Here is a 17,181-nt window from a genome sequence, read left to right on the forward strand (position 1 = left end):
GCGTCATGAGTGCCCCGATCGACGACGACGGCTCGACCGTGCCGCTGCGCTACGCGCCGCCCTGGGCGCGCCGCGCCCTGGAGCGCGGCGAGGAGACCTTACCGGAGGCCGGCGATACCGGGCCGACCGTGGTGCCGGATTCGCCGGACGCGGAGCCTTTCGCGGCGGCCGATGACGCTACGCACACCTCGGCGATGGCCGTTGCGACGCCACATCGCGAGCCCGAGGTGATCCTCGGCGTGCCGTTCGGCGACGGCGCCGTGCCGGCCCCGCAAGCCCCTGTCCCGCAGCACCGTGCCATCCTCGCCGCGTCCTCGGGCGCCGGGCCGAGCCCGGTCGCCGAGAGCGCCGTCGTGGCACCGTCGGCGACCGACTGGCCGCTCTTGCCGCGCCAGCCGGCCCACATCGCGGCCGGCGCCGAGGCGGCCTTGACGGAAGCGACCCGGATCGCGCCGACCCACGCCGCGTCGACGCAGGGCGCGCCGACATTCGCCGCGCCGCCCGTGGCCGAGCTGGTGCGCGCCGAGGAGGTTCCGGCCGCGACCGGGCGCGCCGCCGTCGTCTGGCTGATCCCCGACACCGAGCCGGTCCGCACCGCGGCGCCGCGCGCCGCGTCTGCGCAGGCCGCCCGGACCGAGCCGCTGCTGCTCGCCGACTCGCCCGCCATGGTGCCGTCGGCCGGCGATCCGGGCGGCTTCGGCTGGCTCAAGCCGCGCCCCTTCGCGGGCGACGTCGCGGTGCGCGAGCTCGGGCGCCGCCTGGCGCTCGATCCGAACGCCGTGCCCGAGCCGCCCCTGCCGGTCCGGGGCCGGGTGCCGTGGCGGGGTGCCGGCTTCGCCGCGGCGCTCGCCGGGGTCGCGGCCGCGGCGGCGGTGGCCATCGCCGTCGTGCTGATCCCGTCGGCAGGGCGCGAGGCGGCCGGGCCGGCGCTCGCCGGTGCCCCGTCGGATCGCGCCCTGATGGCGGGGCTGGAGCGGGCCGCGCCGGTGCGGCTCGTGCTGGTCGAGCTGAAGCGGGCGCCACGCGGCGCCGCGGTGCCGCTCGGCATCACGCTGACGCGCGCCTCCGCCGACGGCGCCCTGGTGCTGACCGGCCTCGCGCCCGGCACGCGCCTGACCGCCGGCCTGCCGATGGGACCGGACGCCTGGCGGCTGCCGCTCGCCGCTCTCGGCGGTGCCGCGCTGGTGCCGCCCGAGGCGTTCGTCGGTACCATGGAGATCGGGGTCGAGCTGCGCCTCGCCGACGACGCGATCGGCGACCGCAACGCCATGCGGGTGGAGTGGACCGGCGCGGTGTTCTCCGGCGTCGGCACGGGCGTCGTCGGTGCGGCGAACGGCACGCTGCCGCTGCGTGGCACCCGCGACGCCGCGCGGCCGTCCGAAACGAGGTCGCCCGTCACCGTCACGGCGGCCTCGCCGTCGGCCCCGGTCGTCGATGCCGAAGAGATCGCCCTTCTGATCGACCGCGGAAAAGCCTTCCTGGCGGGCGGCGACGTCGCCGCGGCGCGTCTGTTGCTGCGCCGGGCGGCCGAGGCCGGTGACGCGCCGGCCGCGCTGCTGCTCGGTGCGACCTTCGATCCGGTGGCGCTGGAGCGCCTGCAGATCCTCGGCGCCGTCGGCGACGCCGCGCAGGCGCGGCAGTGGTATCAGCGCGCGGCGGCGCTCGGATCACCGGATGCCGCCCGCAAGCTCGACGCGCTCGCCGCGCGCTGAGGCTCGCCCGCGTCGTCGGCGTGATCGGCGCCGGCGCCGGGGTGCTCGGCGCCGCAGCCGCAGGCCGGGGCGACCCGGCCGGGCGGCTCGGCGAGCGTGCCGCGCCAGCGGCCGTAGCGCCACGGCAGCCACCAGCGCGCCCCGCGCGGCACCTCGGCCGGCACGAAATCGAGTCCGCGGGTGCCGAACGGATGGCAGCGGCAGAACCGCGCCAGCGTCATCCAGCCGCCCGCCCACAGGCCGAACCGCCCGATGGCCTCGTCCCCATAGGCCGAGCAGGTCGGCAGGTGCCGGCATTGCGTGCCCACGACCGGCGACAGCGTGAGCTGATACCCCCGGATCAGCGCGCGGGCGAGCCGGCGGGGCAGGGCGGCGACGAAGCCGATGGGCCGATGGTGTGGCATCGTCCTTGCTAAACCACCTCGGGTGGGGCCGGGCAAGGACGAAGCTCGCCAAGCATTGCTACGCCGATGAAAGTAGTTCGGTACCGGAGCGGCAGCATCACCGGGTGAAATGCCGCAAAAACGGCCGCTTGCGATGGTCGTTTGTGTACGTAAGATCACAGTTGCGCGAAAGTCGCGTGATGTGGCGAGATTGCAGAGCTGAACTGTCAACAAGAACAACAGTCGAGTCGACGGGTCCGCGAAACGCGTTGCTGAAACAGCACGGGGAACCGCAATGGAACGGTGCCGGATCGTGAAGCGATCCTGGGTCGGAGCCCTCGTCCTGGTGCTCTGTGCCATGCCGGTGGTCGCCGGCACGCCGGAGCTCCCGGCCAATCCGCGCACCCTGCCGATGCAGTTCTCGCTGCAGGAGCCGGCCGCCGGCTGCGAGACCGACTGCGCTCCGGTGATCTTCGCCGCCGGCATGATCACGGCCGACACGCCGCGTCGGTTCGAGGCTTTCGCCACCGAGCGCAACCTGCACGACGGCAAGGTGGTGCTCGATTCGGACGGCGGCTCGGTGCTCGGTGCCCTGGCGCTCGGCCGCGCCATCCGCCGGCTCGGCCTCGACACCACGGTCGGGCGCGCCGAGCGTCCGGCGCCGGCCGGCAAGCCGGCCGCGATCGCGCCGGCGAACTGCGAATCGATGTGCGCCTTCGTGCTGCTCGGCGGCGTGCATCGCGACGTCCCGGCGCGCTCGCGCGTCCTCGTCCACCAGATCTGGCTCGGCGACCGGCGCGACGACGCGGTCGCGGCGTCCTACTCGGCCGAAGACCTCGTCCTCGTCCAGCGCGACATCGGCGCCATCGTCCGCTACACGGCCGAGATGGCCGGCGGCCTCGACGGCGGCGCCGAGCTGATCGAGATCGCGCTCAAGATTCCACCGTGGGAGCCGATGCGGCTCCTCAGCCGCGACGAGCTGAGGCGCGTCGGGCTCGACCAGGCGATCGCGCCGGTCGCGGCGCGCCGGACCTCGGCTGCCGTCACCCCGGTCGCCATGGTGCCGGAGCGGTCGCCGCCGTCGGCCGAGCGCGGCTGGGCGGCCGTGGACGGCAATTCCGGGACCATGCTGGTGCGGCGCCATCCGCTCACCGTCGAGGGCGAGCGCATCGGCAGCTTCGATCTGAGCCTGAGCTGCGGCGACGTCGCCGGCACCTATGCGCTCACCTATGCGGAGCGGCGCCAGGCGGCTCCGGGCGGCGGCGAGGCCGTGCCGCTCGACAAGGTGCGGCTGTGGATCGAGCAGACCGAGGTGACGCTCGACGTCGTGTCGTCGCGCGGCGACGGCCGCGGCGTCGAGAGCGTCGCGATCGGCACCGTCCCGGCGTCGTTGGTGCGGACTTTTGCGGCCGCCACCACCCGCTCGGTGTCGGTGCTCACCGGATCCGACGGGAGTGCCGGAACGACGACCCGGATCGGCAATGCCGGGCTCGGCAAGGTGTTCGGGGGGCTCGAGGCGGCCTGCGGTCGCGGCAAGCGCGACACCCATGCGAGGCTCGAAGCCGCGGCCCGGTGAGGGACGGGGCCGAGGTTTCACGACCCGGTCATTCCGGGGCGCGGACCGTCAGGTCCGCGAGCTCGGAATCCAGCGGCATGCGTCGACCGCGCGGCTTTATTCCCGGCTCGGCGCTTCGCGCCGCCCCGGCGGACCGCCTCCCAGTCGACCTGTCGATTCAGCCGCCCGGCCGGCCGGCCGCGATCTGGTCCAGCGCCGCCACCACGGCATCGAAAGTGAGCAGCGTCGAGGCGTGGCGTGCCTTGAACTCGCGCACCGGCTCGAGCACCGCGAGGTCGGCCCAGCGGCCGTCCGGCGGCGGGCCGTTCTCCTTGAGCATCTTGCGCATCGCCTCGCGAAGGGAGCGCAGCTCGTCGGCCGTCGATCCGACCACGTGGCTCGCCATGATCGAGGACGACGCTTGGCCGAGCGCGCAGGCCTTCACCACGTGGCCGAAGTCGACCACGGTGCCGTCGGCGACCTTGAGGTCGACCGTGACGGTCGAGCCGCACAGCTTGGAATGCGCCGTCGCGCTGCCGTCCGGCTCGGCCAGCCGGCCGAGGCGGGGGATGTTGCCGGCGAGCTCGAGGATGCGGCGATTGTAGATGTCGTTCAGCATGATGCCTGTCCGGGCGGGCGGGTCGATTTGCCTCGACCTCTGGCTCCGACTATACCCCGTCATATAGGACGTCGGCCGGGCGGGGCGAGGGGCACGTCCACCGGGAGGCGCTTGCGCCCCGGTCCGGCCGGTCCCACATGTTTCCGGTCGGGCCCCCCCGGGCCGGACGGTTCCCATCGGCGTGCGCCGGGCCTGTCCCGGGGAGGCTTCGCCGGATCGTCGCCGTCCCGTCCGATGCGGGCCTGCCCCTTTTCGGTGCGGCACGCGTCGTCTGCGACGTGCGGTCGTTGCAGCGGTGCGGCGCCCGTCGGCGTCGACCCGAACGGAGACGTCGCTCGCGATGGACCACGTGATCAAGACCCTCACTCCCGCCGCCCGTCCGTCGGAGACGGCCGGCGAGCTTCCGGTCGCGCCGGCGCGGACGCGTCCGTCGCGCGCCGAGGCCGAGGCCGCCGTGCGGGTGCTGCTCGGCTATATCGGCGACGATCCCGACCGCGAGGGCCTGCTCGACACGCCGCGCCGCGTCGTCGCCGCCTATGACGAGCTGTTCGGCGGCTACCACGAGAGCGCCGGCGAGGTCTTGGAGCGGACCTTCTCGGAGATCGGCACCTACGACGACATCGTGCTGGTGCGCGACATCCCGTTCACGTCGCATTGCGAGCATCACATGATGCCGTTCATGGGCCGCGCCCATGTCGGCTACCTGCCGGTCGAGCGCGTCGTCGGCCTGTCGAAGATCGCCCGGCTGATCGACATCTTCGCCAAGCGCCTGCAGACCCAGGAGCGGCTCTCCTCCGAGATCGTCACCGAGATCGACACCGTGCTGAAGCCGCGCGGCGTCGCCGTGATGCTGGAGGCGGAGCACACCTGCATGTCGATGCGGGGCGTGCAGAAGATCGGCAGCCGCACCATCACGACGCAGTTCACCGGCGTGTTCCGGGACGATCCGAAGGAGCAGTTCCGGTTCGTCAATCTGGTGCGCAACGGCATCGGCTGACCGTCCGCCGTTGGGCGCCGTGGGGCAGGGGACCGGCGTCTCGTCAAGCGGCGCGTGACGTGCGTCCCCGCCGGGACTGAAAGCGTATCCGCATGAAGAGCGTCTTCGCGCCGCGCGGCACCACCGAGCAGATCGAGGAGGGGCGCGTCTTCGCCCCCAAGTTCGACGGCGACGGGCTGATCCCGGCGATCGTCGCGGACGCGTGGTCGGGCGACGTTCTCATGCTCGCCTGGATGAACGACGCGGCGCTCGCGCGCTCGATCGAGACCTGCGAGGCGTGGTTCTACAGCCGCTCGCGCCGCAAGCTGTGGAAGAAGGGCGAGAGCTCCGGCCACGTGCTGCGCATCATCGAGATGAAGGTCGACTGCGACCAGGACGCGCTGCTGCTGCGGGTCGAGCAGGTCGGGCCGGGCGTCTGCCACACCGGCCGCGCCTCGTGCTTCTACCGCGCCGTCTCGCTGCGCGAGACCGCCGGCCACACCCTGGTGCTGCAGTTCAAGAAGGCCGAGAAGGTGTTCGACCCCGGCGCCGTCTACGGCGACGACGCCGGCAAGGACAAGACGCCCGAATAGCGGCGACGATCCCGCGGTTCACGACGATCGACGAGCAAGCAGAACGGCCAAGCGTCGCCCGTCCGTTGGTCGTTCGAGGATCGACGAGTTTGCGCCGGAGGCCGATCGTCTCGTACCGTCGCGTGATTGCGCGTTTTCACTCCTCGTGGTGAGGAGCGGCCGCAGGCCGCGTCTCGAACCCGCAGATCGACTTTGGCCGATCTGCGTCCATGAGTTCCGACGTCGAGCAGGCTCGACTTCGGTGGCCGCCCCCGCCCTTCGAGACGCGCCCTTCGGGCGCTCCTCGGGAGAGGGCGGAGAGAGGCTGTTTCAATGTCGCGCCGGTCTCACTCTTCCTCTTGCCCGGCCTGGCCGGCTTCCGGATTCTCGAAGAACTCCTCGGCCGCGGCTTCCGCGACCTCGCGGTCCTCGCGGCGCGCCGTGACGTCCTCGCCGCGCTTGATGCGCTCGGCTTCCTCGGCGTTGCGGGCGACGACGACCGTGACGGTCACCTCGAGCTCCGGATGCAGCACGATCGGCACGTGGTGCTGGCCGATGGTCTTGATCGGGGCGTTGATGGCGACCTGGCTGCGGTCGATCGAGACGCCGCCTTCGCCGACCAGGGTGGCGATGTCGCGGGTCGTCACCGAGCCGTAGAGCTGGCCGGTGTCGGAGGCCTGGCGCAGCACCACGAAGCTCTGGCCCTCGAGCTTGCCGCCGACCTTCTCGGCCTCGGCCTTGCGCTCCAGGTTGCGCGCCTCGAGCTGCGCCTTCATGCCCTCGAACTTGGCGAGGTTGTCCTTGGTGGCGCGCAGCGCCCGGCCCTGCGGCAGCAGGAAGTTGCGGGCGAAGCCGTCGCGCACCCGCACGACGTCGCCCATCTGTCCGTGCTTGCCGACGCGCTCCAGCAGGATCACTTCCATGTCGTCTCTCCTTCGTGTTCGTCGAGTCGTGTTCGTCGAGTCGTGTTCGTGAATGCGGGGTGGTGAATACGGGCCGGTGACTGCGGTGCTCGTGGCGTCGGGATCAGTCCGGTGGCGGGCGTCCGGCCGGCGGTCCGCCCGCGGTCGGTGCGGTGCGGGCCGCGAAGCGGGCGCGCAGATCGATCGCCGGGTCGAGAAGGCCGACCAGCATCACCAGGAACAAGGGCCAGCCGAACATCAGCACGGCCGCGTAGAGCGTGGTGAGCACCACGGCGCGGCTCTTCACCCGGCGGCTCAGCGCGTGCAGCACCGAGAAGCCGAGCGCCGTGAAGGCGACCGACAGGGTCGCGGCGACGATGCCGGCGAGCAGGCCGGTGAGGCCGGGCAGCAGCGAGGCGGCGATCGCGGCCGCGAAGGCGACGGCCGAGATCAGCGGGAACGAGATCTCGGAGAGCGGCGGCCACGGACGCGGCAGCCGGCCCGACAGTCCGACCGCCTTGCCGGCCAGCCACAGGTTGAACAGAAGCGTCGTCGTCATCAGCGAGGCGGCGGCCGGCGGCAGCGCGATCGCCAGGACCGTGAAGATCGCATCCGAATCGGTGACGCCGGGCAGGCCGGGCTCGCCGTTGCGCCCGCGGAACACCCGGGCGAAGCCGTCGCGCAGGGTGGCGCGAATCTCGTCGAGGTCGCTGCCGAAGGTCGGCAGCGCCATCATCACGGCGAGCGCGCCGAGCACCGCGGCCCACAGCACGATGCGGCCGACCGGATACCAGTCGAGCGTCGGGTTCGTCGGATCGCCGCCGGGGCGCGCCAGCAGCGCCAGATAGGAGAGCCACCAGCCGGGCAGTGCGAGGCCGAGCAGGAAGACGAGGAAGAACAGCGAGCCGAACCAGGCGGCGAGGGTGGCCGTGCCGGCGAGCGTCGCGAGCAGGCCGGCCCAATGGCTCCAGCCGAGCGCCGCGATCATGATCGGCAGGGGCGCCAGATAGAACAGCAGCATCGACAGGGTCGACCCGGCCGCGAGGGCCGCGAAGGTCAGGGCTGCCACGGCGCCGGCCCCGAGGCCGACCAGGATGAACTGGATCATCGTCTCGCTGTCCCGCTCGAGGAGCGGTTAGAGGCGGATCAGCGCCGCGCCCGGTGTGGTTCACCGCGGGCGCGGCCGTCCGTCCCAACCAGAGGATCGGCCCGCGATGCGCGCATCGAAGCGGTCGCAGGCGGGCCGAAGGTCTTTGGACGACGTGTCGTCGTTCGCCGTCGTCCGTGCCGCTGCCGGGATCGGGCCGACGCGCGCCGGCCCGGCCGTTCGGCGATCAGCGGATCACGTAGGGCAGCAGGCCGAGGAAGCGGGCGCGCTTGATGGCGCGCGCCAGCTCGCGCTGCTTCTTGGCCGACACCGCGGTGATGCGGCTCGGCACGATCTTGCCGCGCTCCGAGATGTAGCGCTGCAGCAGCCGCACGTCCTTGTAGTCGATCTTCGGGGCGTTGGCGCCGGAGAACGGGCAGGTCTTGCGACGGCGGAAGAACGGGCGGCGGGCGCCGCCGGCAGAGGCCATGGCCATGATGATCAATCCTCGCTGGCGTCGTCGGCGGCGACTTCGACACGATCCTCACGCGGCGGGCGGCCGTCGCGGTCGCGGCGCGGGCCGCGGTCGCCACGATCGCCCCGGTCGCGGTCGCGATCGCCCGGGCGGCGGTCGCCACGGTCGCCGCGCTCGTCGCGGTCGCGGTCGGACTTGCGCATCATGGCCGACGGGCCGGCCTCGAGCTCGTCCACCTTCACGGTGAGGGTGCGCAGCACGTCCTCGTTGATGCGCTGCTGGCGCTCGACCTCGGCGACGGCCGCGGCCGGGGCGTCGAGATTGAGCAGCGTGAAATGCGCCTTGCGGTTCTTGTTGATCCGGTAGGTCAGGGACTTCACGCCCCAATACTCGACCTTCGCGACGGATCCGCCGAGGCTCTCGATGACGCCCTTGTACTGGGTCGTCAGCTCCTCGACCTGCTGCGCCGAGAGATCCTGGCGCGCCAGATAGACATGCTCGTAGAGCGGCATGGAATGCCTTTCCCTGGTTCGTGGCGGCTCGTCCGACGCGAAGCCCTTCGTGCCCTTCGGGAAAGGCGCGAAAGAAAGCTCTGAAGGCGGGAACACGGGACGCCGGATCCGCGAAGGATCCTGCCGCTTCCTCCCTCCCGGGAGGACACGGCCATCCGTTCAGCCCCCGGCCGGAGCCGAGCCGAAGCGCGCCTTATACGGCTTTCCGGCGCGAACGCAACCCCGGGGCGCCTGCCGAGCCACCGGCCGGGGCCGCCCCGGCCGTAGTAAGTGACTGCCCCACTTGACTTTGAGCCCCCCGACGGTGTGTTAGCGCGCAACTTCGAAGGAGGGAGCACCATGGCGATCGCATTCGTATTTCCCGGCCAGGGCAGCCAGGCCGTCGGCATGGGCAAGGCGCTGGCGGAGAACTTCCCGGTCGCCCGGGCCGTGTTCGACGAGGTCGACGAGGCGCTCGGTGACAAGCTCTCGGCGATCGTGTTCGAGGGGCCGGCCGAGACCCTGATGCTCACCGAGAACGCCCAGCCCGCGCTGATGACCGTCTCGCTCGCCGCACTGCGCGTGCTGGAGCAGGAGGCGGGCGTCGACCTCGCCCGGGACGCCATGTTCGTCGCCGGCCATTCGCTCGGCGAGTATTCGGCGCTCGCCGCCGCCGGCGCGCTGTCGGTCGCCGACACGGCGCGGCTGGTGCGCACCCGCGGCCGCGCCATGCAGAAGGCCGTGCCGGTCGGGGTCGGCGCCATGGCGGCGCTGCTCGGGCTGGAGTTCGAGGCGGCCGCCGAGGTCGCCCGCGAGGCGGCCGAGGGCGCCGTCTGCCAGGCCGCCAACGACAACGGCGGCGGCCAGGTGGTGGTCTCCGGCGACAAGGCCGCGGTCGAGCGCGCCGTCGAGATCGCCAAGGGCCGCGGCGCCAAGCGCGCGACGCTGCTGCCGGTCTCCGCGCCGTTCCATTGCACCCTGATGGCGCCGGCCGCCGACGTGATGGCCGAGGCGCTCGCCAACGTGACGGTCCGCCAGCCGGTCGTCCCGGTGGTGGCGAACGTGAAGGCGGCGCCGATCACGACGCCGGCCGAGATCGTCGCGGCGCTGGTCGAGCAGGTCACCGGCACGGTGCGCTGGCGCGAATCGGTCGCCTTCATGGCGCAGGCGGGCGTGACGAGCTTCTACGAGGTCGGCGCCGGCAAGGTGCTCACCGGCCTCGTCAAGCGCATCGCCGACGGGGCGACCGGCACGGCGATCGGCTCGCCGGCCGACGTGGCGAGCTTCGTCGCGGCGCGCGCCGCGGCGCTCCAGCAGGGCGCCGCGTGATGTTCGATCTGACCGGCAAGACGGCGCTCGTCACCGGCGCGACCGGCGGTATCGGCGGCGCCATCGCCAAGGCGCTGCACGCCCAGGGCGCCACGGTCGCGATCTCCGGCACCAAGGCCGACAGGCTGGAGGCGCTGAAGGCGGAGCTCGGCGACCGCGTCCACGCGCTGCCGTGCAACCTCGCCGACCGCGCCGAGGTCGAGACGCTCGTCCCGGCGGCGGAGGCGGCGCTCGGTCAGCTCGACATCCTGATCAACAATGCCGGGCTGACGCGCGACAATCTCTTCATGCGCATGAAGGACGCCGAGTGGGACGACGTCATCGCCGTCGATCTCACGGCGGCCTTCGTGCTGGCGCGCGCCGCCGTGAAGGGCATGATGCGCCGCCGCTTCGGCCGAATCGTCTCGATCACGTCGGTGGTCGGCGTGTCGGGCAATCCGGGGCAGGGCAACTACGCCGCCGCCAAGGCCGGCATGATCGGCATGAGCAAGGCGCTCGCCCAGGAGGTCGCCTCGCGCGGTATCACGGTGAACTGCGTCGCGCCCGGCTTCATCCAGACCGCGATGACCGACGTCCTCAACGACAAGCAGCGTGAGACGGTGCTGTCGCGGGTGCCGGCCGGCCGGCTCGGAACCAGCGAGGAGATCGCCGCGGCGGTCGTCTATCTGGCCTCCGATCAGGCCGCCTACACGACCGGTCAGACGCTCCATGTAAACGGTGGCATGGTAATGATCTGATTGGGTTTTTTTGGTTCGTCCAGGGTTCGCATGCGGGCCTCCCTGCACTTCTGGTCAAGCCTGAGGAAGTATGATAACCGATCCGCTGGGCTGGACGAGGAAGTGCGACGGGGCTGGGGCGACGGCATGCACCCCTTGGCCGGATGAGCGTTCAACAGCGTCCATCGAGATGGCTGCCGGGCGACACCTGCCGCATGCGGCGGCGGTGCGCCGGGTGAAATGCCGAAAGCACGAGGGTTAGCAATGAGTGATATTGGCGAGCGGGTCAAAAAGATCGTCGTGGAGCACCTCGGCGTCGAGCCCGAGAAGGTGACCGAGAGCGCGAGCTTCATCGACGATCTGGGCGCCGACAGCCTCGACACCGTCGAACTCGTGATGGCGTTCGAGGAGGAGTTCGGCTGCGAGATCCCGGACGACGCCGCCGAGACGATCCTGACGGTGGGCGACGCCGTCAAGTTTCTCGAGAAGAACGCCAAGAGCTGATTTTTCGCCGAACGCCGCCACCGCAGGCCCTCGGGCCTGCGGTGTTGCCCCGCCCGAAGTCGCTGCTGTTCGTCGCCGATGAGCCCGCGCTGAGCGTTCGTCAGACCGGGCCGGGTCTTCCTGCGTGGTGGAGCTGGCCGTGGCGGAGCGCCGCGGTCGGAGACGAGCGAGACCGCTTCGCGAACGAACCGCCCGAGACGGTTGCAGCGGGACGCGGCGAACCGGCCGGTGCGGGACATGTGACATGAGACGCGTTGTCGTCACGGGATTGGGCATGGTGACGCCGCTCGGATGCGGCGTCGAGCCGACGTGGAAGCGCCTTCTGGCCGGCGAGAGCGGCGCCAGGAAGATCGACAGGTTCGAGGTGGCCGATCTGCCGGCCAAGATCGCCTGCCTGATTCCGCGCGGCGACGGCTCCGACGGCACTTGGAATCCCGACCAGTGGATGGAGCCGAAGGAGCAGCGCAAGGTCGACGACTTCATCGTCTACGCGATGGCGGCGGCCAAGCAGGCGCTCGACGACGCCGGCTGGCATCCGAGCTCCTACGACGATCGGATCACGACCGGCGTGATGATCGGCTCCGGCATCGGCGGCCTCGAAGGCATCGCCGAGACGGCCGTGCTGCTGAAGGAGCGTGGGCCGCGCCGCGTCTCGCCGTTCTTCATCCCGGGCCGCCTGATCAATCTCGCCTCCGGCTACGTGTCGATCGCGCACGGCCTGAAGGGGCCGAACCATGCCGTCGTCACGGCCTGCTCGACCGGCGCGCACGCGATTGGTGACGCGGCGCGTCTCGTCGCCCTCGGCGACGCCGACGTGATGGTGGCGGGCGGCGCCGAATCGCCGATCTGCCGGATCTCGATCGCCGGCTTCTCGGCCTGCCGGGCGCTGTCGACCGCCTTCAACGACGAGCCGACCCGCGCGTCGCGCCCCTACGACAAGGACCGCGACGGCTTCGTGATGGGCGAGGGCGCCGGCGTCGTGGTGCTCGAAGAGTACGAGCACGCCAAGGCGCGCGGCGCGACGATCTACGCCGAGGTGATCGGCTACGGCCTGTCGGGCGACGCCTATCACATCACGGCGCCGTCCGAGGACGGCGACGGCGCCTTCCGCTGCATGTCGATGGCGATCAAGCGGGCCGGCATCCAGACCTCCGAGATCGACTACATCAACGCCCACGGCACCTCGACGCCGCTCGGCGACGAGATCGAGCTCGGCGCCGTGCAGCGCATCGTCGGGAACGACGCGGCCCGGGTCGCGATGTCCTCGACCAAATCGTCGGTCGGCCATCTGCTCGGCGCCGCCGGTGCGGTCGAGGCGATCTTTTCGGTGCTGGCGATTCGCGACGGTGTCGCACCGCCGACCATCAACCTCGACAACCCGTCGGTCGAGACGCCGATCGATCTGGTGCCGCATCAGGCGAAGAAGCGCGAGATCAACGTCGCGCTGTCGAACTCCTTCGGGTTCGGCGGGACCAACGCCTCGCTCGTCTTCCGTCGCGTCCAGTGAAGGCGATCCGGTCTCGCCCGGGCGGCGCGCCGCCACCCGAGCGCCGACGTCGGCCGTGGTGACGCGGCCGCCGGTGTCCGAAGGGAACCGGCCGCACCCCGCGGCAGGCCCCTCCGGCGGCCGAGCGCCCGCCCGTCGCGGCTGGCGCGAGGGTCCGCGAGGAGACCGGCGTGCTCGATAAATTGGCCACAATCCCAAGGGTATTAGACACCCCGACGGGCTTCCGCAGGGGGCCGGCGCCGCGTTCGCCGCCGTCCGCCCGGCTGTCCGTCTCGATCGTCACGCCCCACCGGGGAGGCTCGCCGAGGTCGCGGGTTCTCGAACGGTCCCACCGGTTTCGGAGCTGCCTGCACGATGAGCTCGAACGCCATGCCGCCCGGTCCGGGCGCACCGTCCTCCGCCGAGACGAAGCGGATCGCCCCGCGCAGCCCGCGGGCCGCGCTGGAGCCCGAGCGGGTTCCGGCGCCGGTGCGGCGCTCGGCGCGGGCGCGGCACCCGCTGGTGGTCGTCGGCAACGCGATCTTCACGTTCCTGGTGCTGGTCGCCGTCGTGGTCGGCGGCGCCGTCTGGATCGGCAAGCAGCGGCTCGACGATCCCGGCCCGCTCGCCGAGGACAAGAGCGTCCTGATTCCGCGCGGCGCCGGCATCCGCGACATCGCCGATCAGCTCGTCCGCGAGGGCGTCATCGACCATCCCTGGACGTTCGTCGGCGCCGTGGTGTTCCGCAAGGCGCGCGAGGATCTGAAGTCGGGCGAGTATTTGTTCCAGAAGCAGGCCTCGCTGGGCGACGTGATCGACACGCTGGTCGAGGGTCGGGTGGTGCAGCACACCATCACGGTGCCGGAGGGGCTCACCTCCGAGCAGATCGTCCAGCGGCTGCTCGAATCGGATCTCCTGTCGGGCAACATCCGCGAGATCCCGCGCGAGGGCTCGCTGCTGCCGGAGACCTACAAGGTGGTGCGCGGCACCCCCCGCGATCAGGTGATCCAGCGCATGCAGCAGGCCCAGCGCCGGGTGTTGCAAGAGGTCTGGGACCACCGGATGGCCGACCTGCCGCTGCGCACGCCCGAGCAGCTCCTGACGCTCGCCTCGATCGTCGAGAAGGAGACCGGCAAGCCGGAGGAGCGCACCCGCGTCGCCGCCGTGTTCGTCAACCGGCTCAAGCAGCGCATGCGCCTGCAGTCCGACCCGACCATCATCTACGGCTTGGTCGGCGGCAAAGGCACGCTGGGGCGGCCGATCATGCGCAGCGAGATCGAGCAGCCGACCCCCTACAACACCTATGTGATCGACGGCCTGCCGCCCGGGCCGATCGCCAATCCGGGCCGCGCCGCGCTGGAGGCGGTCGCCAATCCGGCCCGCACCAAGGAGTTGTTCTTCGTCGCCGACGGCACCGGCGGGCACACGTTCTCGGAGTCGCTCGACCAGCACCAGCGCGCCGTCACCAAGCTCCGCGCCCTCGAGGCGGCGCAGCGTGGCGAGGCCGCCGCCGCGCCCCCCGCGTCGCCCGCCGCCGTCGCGGCGCCGGCGCCCGCCGGTCCGGCCGCCCGGCCGGCCCCGCCGCCGCGCCGGCCCGACCCGGCCGCCACCGGCCGGACGCAGGCGCCGGCGCGCTAGGGACCGGCACCGCCGCCTCGCGCGCCGCTGGCCGGGCAGCAGCCCGGCCCCCGGACGGCTTGTCGGGACTCGCCCGGTCTTCTATGCCGTCGCGACGGCGGGCCGCGGCTCGGCCGTCTCGTTCCTCCGACGCGAGCACGCCCATGGCCCTCTCCAGCATGACCGGATTCGCCCGCAGCCACGGCACCAGCGGGCCGTACTCCTTCGCCTGGGAGATCAAGTCGGTGAACGCCAAGGGCCTGGACGTCCGGCTGCGCCTGCCGCCCGGCTGGGACGCGGTCGAGCCGCCGGTGCGCGCCCGCGCCGCCGAGGTGCTGTCGCGCGGCACCGTCTATGCCAATCTGACGCTCGACCGCCCCGGCGCCCAGCCGGTGGTGCGGGTCAACGAGGCGGTGCTGGCCGCCGTGCTCGATACGCTCAAGAGCCTCGAAGGCCGCGTCACGGCCGCGCCGCCGCGGCTCGACGGCATTCTCTCGGTGAAGGGGGTGGTCGAGGTCGCCGAGGCCGACGAGAGCGAGGACGACCGCCGCGCCGCCGAGACCGCGCTGGTCGCCGGCTTCGCGCAGGCGCTCGACGGGCTCGCCACCATGCGCCGGCACGAGGGCGCGGCGCTCGGTCGCTTGCTCGGCCAGCGGCTCGACGAGATCACGGGCCTGGTGGCGCGCGCCGAGGCGGCGCCCGGCCGCAAGGCGGAGGCGATCCGCCAGCGCCTCGCCGACCAGATCGCGGCGCTGCTCGAGGCCAACGAGCGGTTCGACGCCGACCGCCTGCACCAGGAGGCGATCCTGATCGCCTCCAAGGCCGACGTGCGCGAGGAGCTCGACCGCCTGGTGGCGCATGTGGCGCAGGCCAAGAGCCTGATCGCCAAGGGCGGTGCGGTCGGCCGCCGTCTCGATTTCCTGTCGCAGGAGCTCAACCGGGAGGCCAACACGGTGTGCTCGAAGTCCAACGACCTCGAGCTCACCAATATCGGTCTCGAGCTGAAGAGCGTGGTCGAGCAGTTCCGCGAGCAGGTGCAGAACCTGGAGTAGGGCGATGCCGGCCGAGGGGGCGAGCACGACGGGGGAAGGCGCGACGGGGGCGGGAACGACCGCCACGATCGCGCGGCGCGGCATCATGTTGGTGGTGTCGTCGCCGTCGGGCGCCGGCAAGACGACGCTGACCCGCAACCTGATCGAGACCGAGACGCACATCACGCTGTCGGTCTCGGTGACGACGCGGACGCGGCGGCCGAGCGAGATCGACGGCGTGCATTATCATTTCATCCCGCGCCGCCGGTTCGACATCATGCGCGACTCCGGCGAGCTGCTCGAATGGGCCGAGGTGCACGGCAACTGCTACGGCACGCCGCGCGAGCCGGTCGAGCAGGCGCTCGCCGCCGGCCGCGACGTGCTGTTCGACATCGACTGGCAGGGCACCCGCCAGCTCTACGAGGCGATGCGCGACGACGTCGTCAGCGTGTTCGTGCTGCCGCCCTCGGCGGCCGAGCTGAAAGCGCGGCTGGAACGGCGCGCCGAGGACTCGCACGACATCATCAACCGGCGGCTGAAGAACGCCGCCGAAGAGATCGCCCACTGGCCGGAATACGACTACGTGCTGATCAATCGCGATCTCGGCAAGAGCTTCGCGCGGCTCCGGTCGATCCTCACGGCCGAACGCCTCAAGCGCGTCCACCGCGACGACATGGAGCGGTTCGTCGGTGGGCTCCTGGACGGGCTGAAGCAGATCACGACGTAGCGACTTCCGGGTCACGGTCGATCCGGGTGTGCGGCACGGTCTCGTCGGAGCCGAGCGTCGCGACCGGGCCGGCGGCCCGCTCGGCGGCCATCCGGTCGAGCGCCTGCGCGAGCGCCACGAACCCATCGACCGGCACGGTCTCGGCCCGCGCGGTCGGGTCGAGGCCGGCCGCCGCGATCAGCGGCAGCGGCTCGGGCGCCAGTGCCTTGAGCGATTGCCGCAGCATCTTCCGGCGCTGGCCGAAGGCCGCGGCCGTCACCCGTTCGAGGGCGGCGAGCCGGCAGGGCTGGGGGTCTGGGCGCGGCACCAGCTGCACGACCGTCGACGTCACCTTGGGGGGCGGCACGAAGGCGGAGGGCGCGATGTCGAACAGCATTCTCGTCTCGCACCGCCACTGCGCCAGCACGGCGAGCCGGCCGTAGCTCTTGCCGCCGACCGGGGCGACGATGCGCTCGGCGACCTCGCGCTGGAACATCAGCACCAGCCGGTCGAACCACGGCGGCCACGGCTCGGCCGACAGCCAGCCGATCAGCAGCACGGTCGCGATGTTGTAGGGCAGGTTGGCGACGATGCGGACCGGGCCGCCGCCCGTGCCGGTCGTGTCCGCGCCGCCCAGCTCCGCGCCGGCCGCCTCCGGGCCGTCGAGCAGCGTCGCCGGATCGATCGCCAGCGCGTCGCCCTCGATCACCCGAAGCCGGCCCGGATAGCGCGCCGAGACCTCCGCGAGTGCCGCGACGGCGCGGGCGTCGCGCTCGATCGCCACCACCCGGCCGGCGCCTTCGGCGAGCAGCGCCCGGGTGAGCCCGCCCGGTCCGGGGCCGACCTCGACCACGGTGACGCCGGCGAGCGGGCCGGCGGCGCGGGCGATGCGGGCGGTCAGGTTGAGGTCGAGCAGGAAATTCTGGCCGAGCGATTTCTTGGCCGAGAGGTCGTGCCGGCGGATCACCTCGCGCAGCGGCGGCAGGTCGTCGATGGCGCTCATCGCAAGCCGATCATCGG

Annotated in this window: 16 protein-coding genes and 2 pseudogenes; 11 read left to right on the forward strand and 7 right to left on the reverse strand. The window is 72.1% G+C overall.

The window, feature by feature from the left end; translation table 11 throughout:
- The first annotated feature begins 5 nt into the window (after positions 1 to 5).
- A complete protein-coding gene (locus ACFSOX_RS03125; protein ID WP_378476327.1) occupies positions 6 to 1,712 on the forward strand; it encodes a hypothetical protein in 1,707 nt (568 codons plus the stop codon).
- 89 nt (positions 1,713 to 1,801) lie between these two features.
- On the opposite strand, the pseudogene yidD reads toward ACFSOX_RS03125, so the two are convergent.
- Positions 1,802 to 2,116, reverse strand: a pseudogene (gene yidD, locus ACFSOX_RS03130) (membrane protein insertion efficiency factor YidD); the annotation flags it as partial.
- Positions 2,117 to 2,408: 292 nt separating this feature from the next.
- On the opposite strand from yidD, the gene ACFSOX_RS03135 reads away from it, so the two are divergent.
- Complete coding sequence (locus tag ACFSOX_RS03135; protein ID WP_378476328.1) at positions 2,409 to 3,671, forward strand: COG3904 family protein; 1,263 nt, start codon at positions 2,409 to 2,411, stop codon at positions 3,669 to 3,671.
- A gap of 157 nt (positions 3,672 to 3,828) precedes the next feature.
- Here the strand turns inward: ACFSOX_RS03135 and ACFSOX_RS03140 are convergent, their stop codons facing one another.
- Positions 3,829 to 4,269 (reverse strand): iron-sulfur cluster assembly scaffold protein, encoded by a 441-nt coding sequence (locus tag ACFSOX_RS03140; RefSeq protein ID WP_378476329.1) that lies wholly within the window; start codon positions 4,267 to 4,269, stop codon positions 3,829 to 3,831.
- 340 nt (positions 4,270 to 4,609) lie between these two features.
- Here ACFSOX_RS03140 and folE point away from each other — a divergent pair, with 340 nt between their 5' ends.
- Positions 4,610 to 5,266 carry a GTP cyclohydrolase I FolE gene (folE, locus tag ACFSOX_RS03145; protein ID WP_378476330.1) on the forward strand — a complete coding sequence of 219 codons (657 nt, stop codon included), beginning with the start codon at positions 4,610 to 4,612 and terminating at the stop codon, positions 5,264 to 5,266.
- A 92-nt stretch (positions 5,267 to 5,358) separates the two neighbouring features.
- Positions 5,359 to 5,838 (forward strand): phosphoribosyl-AMP cyclohydrolase, encoded by a 480-nt coding sequence (hisI, locus tag ACFSOX_RS03150; protein ID WP_378476331.1) that lies wholly within the window; start codon positions 5,359 to 5,361, stop codon positions 5,836 to 5,838.
- A gap of 326 nt (positions 5,839 to 6,164) precedes the next feature.
- Here hisI and rplI read toward each other — a convergent pair whose 3' ends face one another.
- The 4 genes from rplI to rpsF form a co-directional block, all read right to left on the reverse strand.
- Positions 6,165 to 6,740 (reverse strand): 50S ribosomal protein L9, encoded by a 576-nt coding sequence (rplI, locus tag ACFSOX_RS03155; protein WP_378476332.1) that lies wholly within the window; start codon positions 6,738 to 6,740, stop codon positions 6,165 to 6,167.
- Positions 6,741 to 6,843: 103 nt separating this feature from the next.
- Positions 6,844 to 7,827, reverse strand: coding sequence for a DUF2232 domain-containing protein (locus ACFSOX_RS03160; RefSeq protein WP_378476333.1), 984 nt, complete (start codon positions 7,825 to 7,827; stop codon positions 6,844 to 6,846).
- 226 nt (positions 7,828 to 8,053) lie between these two features.
- Positions 8,054 to 8,302, reverse strand: a complete 249-nt coding sequence (gene rpsR, locus ACFSOX_RS03165; protein ID WP_111359095.1) for a 30S ribosomal protein S18 — start codon at positions 8,300 to 8,302, stop codon at positions 8,054 to 8,056.
- Positions 8,303 to 8,307: 5 nt separating this feature from the next.
- Entirely contained in the window at positions 8,308 to 8,793 is a 486-nt protein-coding gene (gene rpsF, locus ACFSOX_RS03170) for a 30S ribosomal protein S6 (protein ID WP_378476334.1), read from the reverse strand.
- Positions 8,794 to 9,132: 339 nt separating this feature from the next.
- Here rpsF and fabD point away from each other — a divergent pair, with 339 nt between their 5' ends.
- The 7 genes from fabD to gmk all read left to right on the forward strand — a co-directional run bounded on the left by fabD (position 9,133) and on the right by gmk (position 16,182).
- A complete protein-coding gene (gene fabD, locus ACFSOX_RS03175; protein ID WP_378476335.1) occupies positions 9,133 to 10,101 on the forward strand; it encodes an ACP S-malonyltransferase in 969 nt (322 codons plus the stop codon).
- Positions 10,101 to 10,838, forward strand: a complete 738-nt coding sequence (gene fabG, locus ACFSOX_RS03180) for a 3-oxoacyl-[acyl-carrier-protein] reductase (RefSeq protein WP_378476336.1) — start codon at positions 10,101 to 10,103, stop codon at positions 10,836 to 10,838. The genes fabD and fabG overlap by 1 nt, the downstream gene beginning before the upstream one ends.
- 243 nt (positions 10,839 to 11,081) lie before the next feature.
- The gene (locus ACFSOX_RS03185) at positions 11,082 to 11,321 is read left to right on the forward strand and encodes an acyl carrier protein (RefSeq protein ID WP_111358723.1); all 240 of its coding nucleotides are present in this window, start codon (positions 11,082 to 11,084) and stop codon (positions 11,319 to 11,321) included.
- A gap of 244 nt (positions 11,322 to 11,565) precedes the next feature.
- Positions 11,566 to 12,828, forward strand: a complete 1,263-nt coding sequence (gene fabF, locus ACFSOX_RS03190; protein WP_378476337.1) for a beta-ketoacyl-ACP synthase II — start codon at positions 11,566 to 11,568, stop codon at positions 12,826 to 12,828.
- Positions 12,829 to 13,182: 354 nt separating this feature from the next.
- Complete coding sequence (mltG, locus tag ACFSOX_RS03195; RefSeq protein WP_378476338.1) at positions 13,183 to 14,445, forward strand: endolytic transglycosylase MltG; 1,263 nt, start codon at positions 13,183 to 13,185, stop codon at positions 14,443 to 14,445.
- Positions 14,446 to 14,588: 143 nt separating this feature from the next.
- On the forward strand, positions 14,589 to 15,476 hold the full coding sequence (locus tag ACFSOX_RS03200; protein WP_378476339.1) for a YicC/YloC family endoribonuclease: 888 nt from the start codon (positions 14,589 to 14,591) through the stop codon (positions 15,474 to 15,476).
- An 85-nt stretch (positions 15,477 to 15,561) separates the two neighbouring features.
- Positions 15,562 to 16,182, forward strand: coding sequence for a guanylate kinase (gmk, locus tag ACFSOX_RS03205; RefSeq protein WP_378476426.1), 621 nt, complete (start codon positions 15,562 to 15,564; stop codon positions 16,180 to 16,182).
- Between the two features lie 76 nt (positions 16,183 to 16,258).
- Here gmk and rsmA read toward each other — a convergent pair.
- A pseudogene (gene rsmA / locus ACFSOX_RS03210) lies at positions 16,259 to 17,164 on the reverse strand (16S rRNA (adenine(1518)-N(6)/adenine(1519)-N(6))-dimethyltransferase RsmA); the annotation flags it as partial.
- Positions 17,165 to 17,181: the final 17 nt, after the last annotated feature.

It is taken from the genome of Rhodoplanes azumiensis (assembly GCF_042682915.1).
Classification (GTDB): Bacteria; Pseudomonadota; Alphaproteobacteria; order Rhizobiales; family Xanthobacteraceae; genus Rhodoplanes; species Rhodoplanes azumiensis.

What these genes read in the sequence shown, in the direction of transcription:
- gmk (WP_378476426.1), top strand. Translation starts at nt 15,562, where the DNA reads ATGTTGGTGGTGTCGTCGCCGTCGGGCGCCGGCAAGACGACGCTGACC.
- rplI (WP_378476332.1), bottom strand. Translation starts at nt 6,740, where the DNA reads ATGGAAGTGATCCTGCTGGAGCGCGTCGGCAAGCACGGACAGATGGGC.
- fabG (WP_378476336.1), top strand. Translation starts at nt 10,101, where the DNA reads ATGTTCGATCTGACCGGCAAGACGGCGCTCGTCACCGGCGCGACCGGC.
- hisI (WP_378476331.1), top strand. Translation starts at nt 5,359, where the DNA reads ATGAAGAGCGTCTTCGCGCCGCGCGGCACCACCGAGCAGATCGAGGAG.
- ACFSOX_RS03160 (WP_378476333.1), bottom strand. Translation starts at nt 7,827, where the DNA reads ATGATCCAGTTCATCCTGGTCGGCCTCGGGGCCGGCGCCGTGGCAGCC.
- folE (WP_378476330.1), top strand. Translation starts at nt 4,610, where the DNA reads ATGGACCACGTGATCAAGACCCTCACTCCCGCCGCCCGTCCGTCGGAG.
- mltG (WP_378476338.1), top strand. Translation starts at nt 13,183, where the DNA reads ATGAGCTCGAACGCCATGCCGCCCGGTCCGGGCGCACCGTCCTCCGCC.
- rpsR (WP_111359095.1), bottom strand. Translation starts at nt 8,302, where the DNA reads ATGGCCATGGCCTCTGCCGGCGGCGCCCGCCGCCCGTTCTTCCGCCGT.
- ACFSOX_RS03140 (WP_378476329.1), bottom strand. Translation starts at nt 4,269, where the DNA reads ATGCTGAACGACATCTACAATCGCCGCATCCTCGAGCTCGCCGGCAAC.
- fabF (WP_378476337.1), top strand. Translation starts at nt 11,566, where the DNA reads ATGAGACGCGTTGTCGTCACGGGATTGGGCATGGTGACGCCGCTCGGA.
- ACFSOX_RS03200 (WP_378476339.1), top strand. Translation starts at nt 14,589, where the DNA reads ATGGCCCTCTCCAGCATGACCGGATTCGCCCGCAGCCACGGCACCAGC.
- ACFSOX_RS03125 (WP_378476327.1), top strand. Translation starts at nt 6, where the DNA reads ATGAGTGCCCCGATCGACGACGACGGCTCGACCGTGCCGCTGCGCTAC.
- ACFSOX_RS03185 (WP_111358723.1), top strand. Translation starts at nt 11,082, where the DNA reads ATGAGTGATATTGGCGAGCGGGTCAAAAAGATCGTCGTGGAGCACCTC.
- fabD (WP_378476335.1), top strand. Translation starts at nt 9,133, where the DNA reads ATGGCGATCGCATTCGTATTTCCCGGCCAGGGCAGCCAGGCCGTCGGC.
- rpsF (WP_378476334.1), bottom strand. Translation starts at nt 8,793, where the DNA reads ATGCCGCTCTACGAGCATGTCTATCTGGCGCGCCAGGATCTCTCGGCG.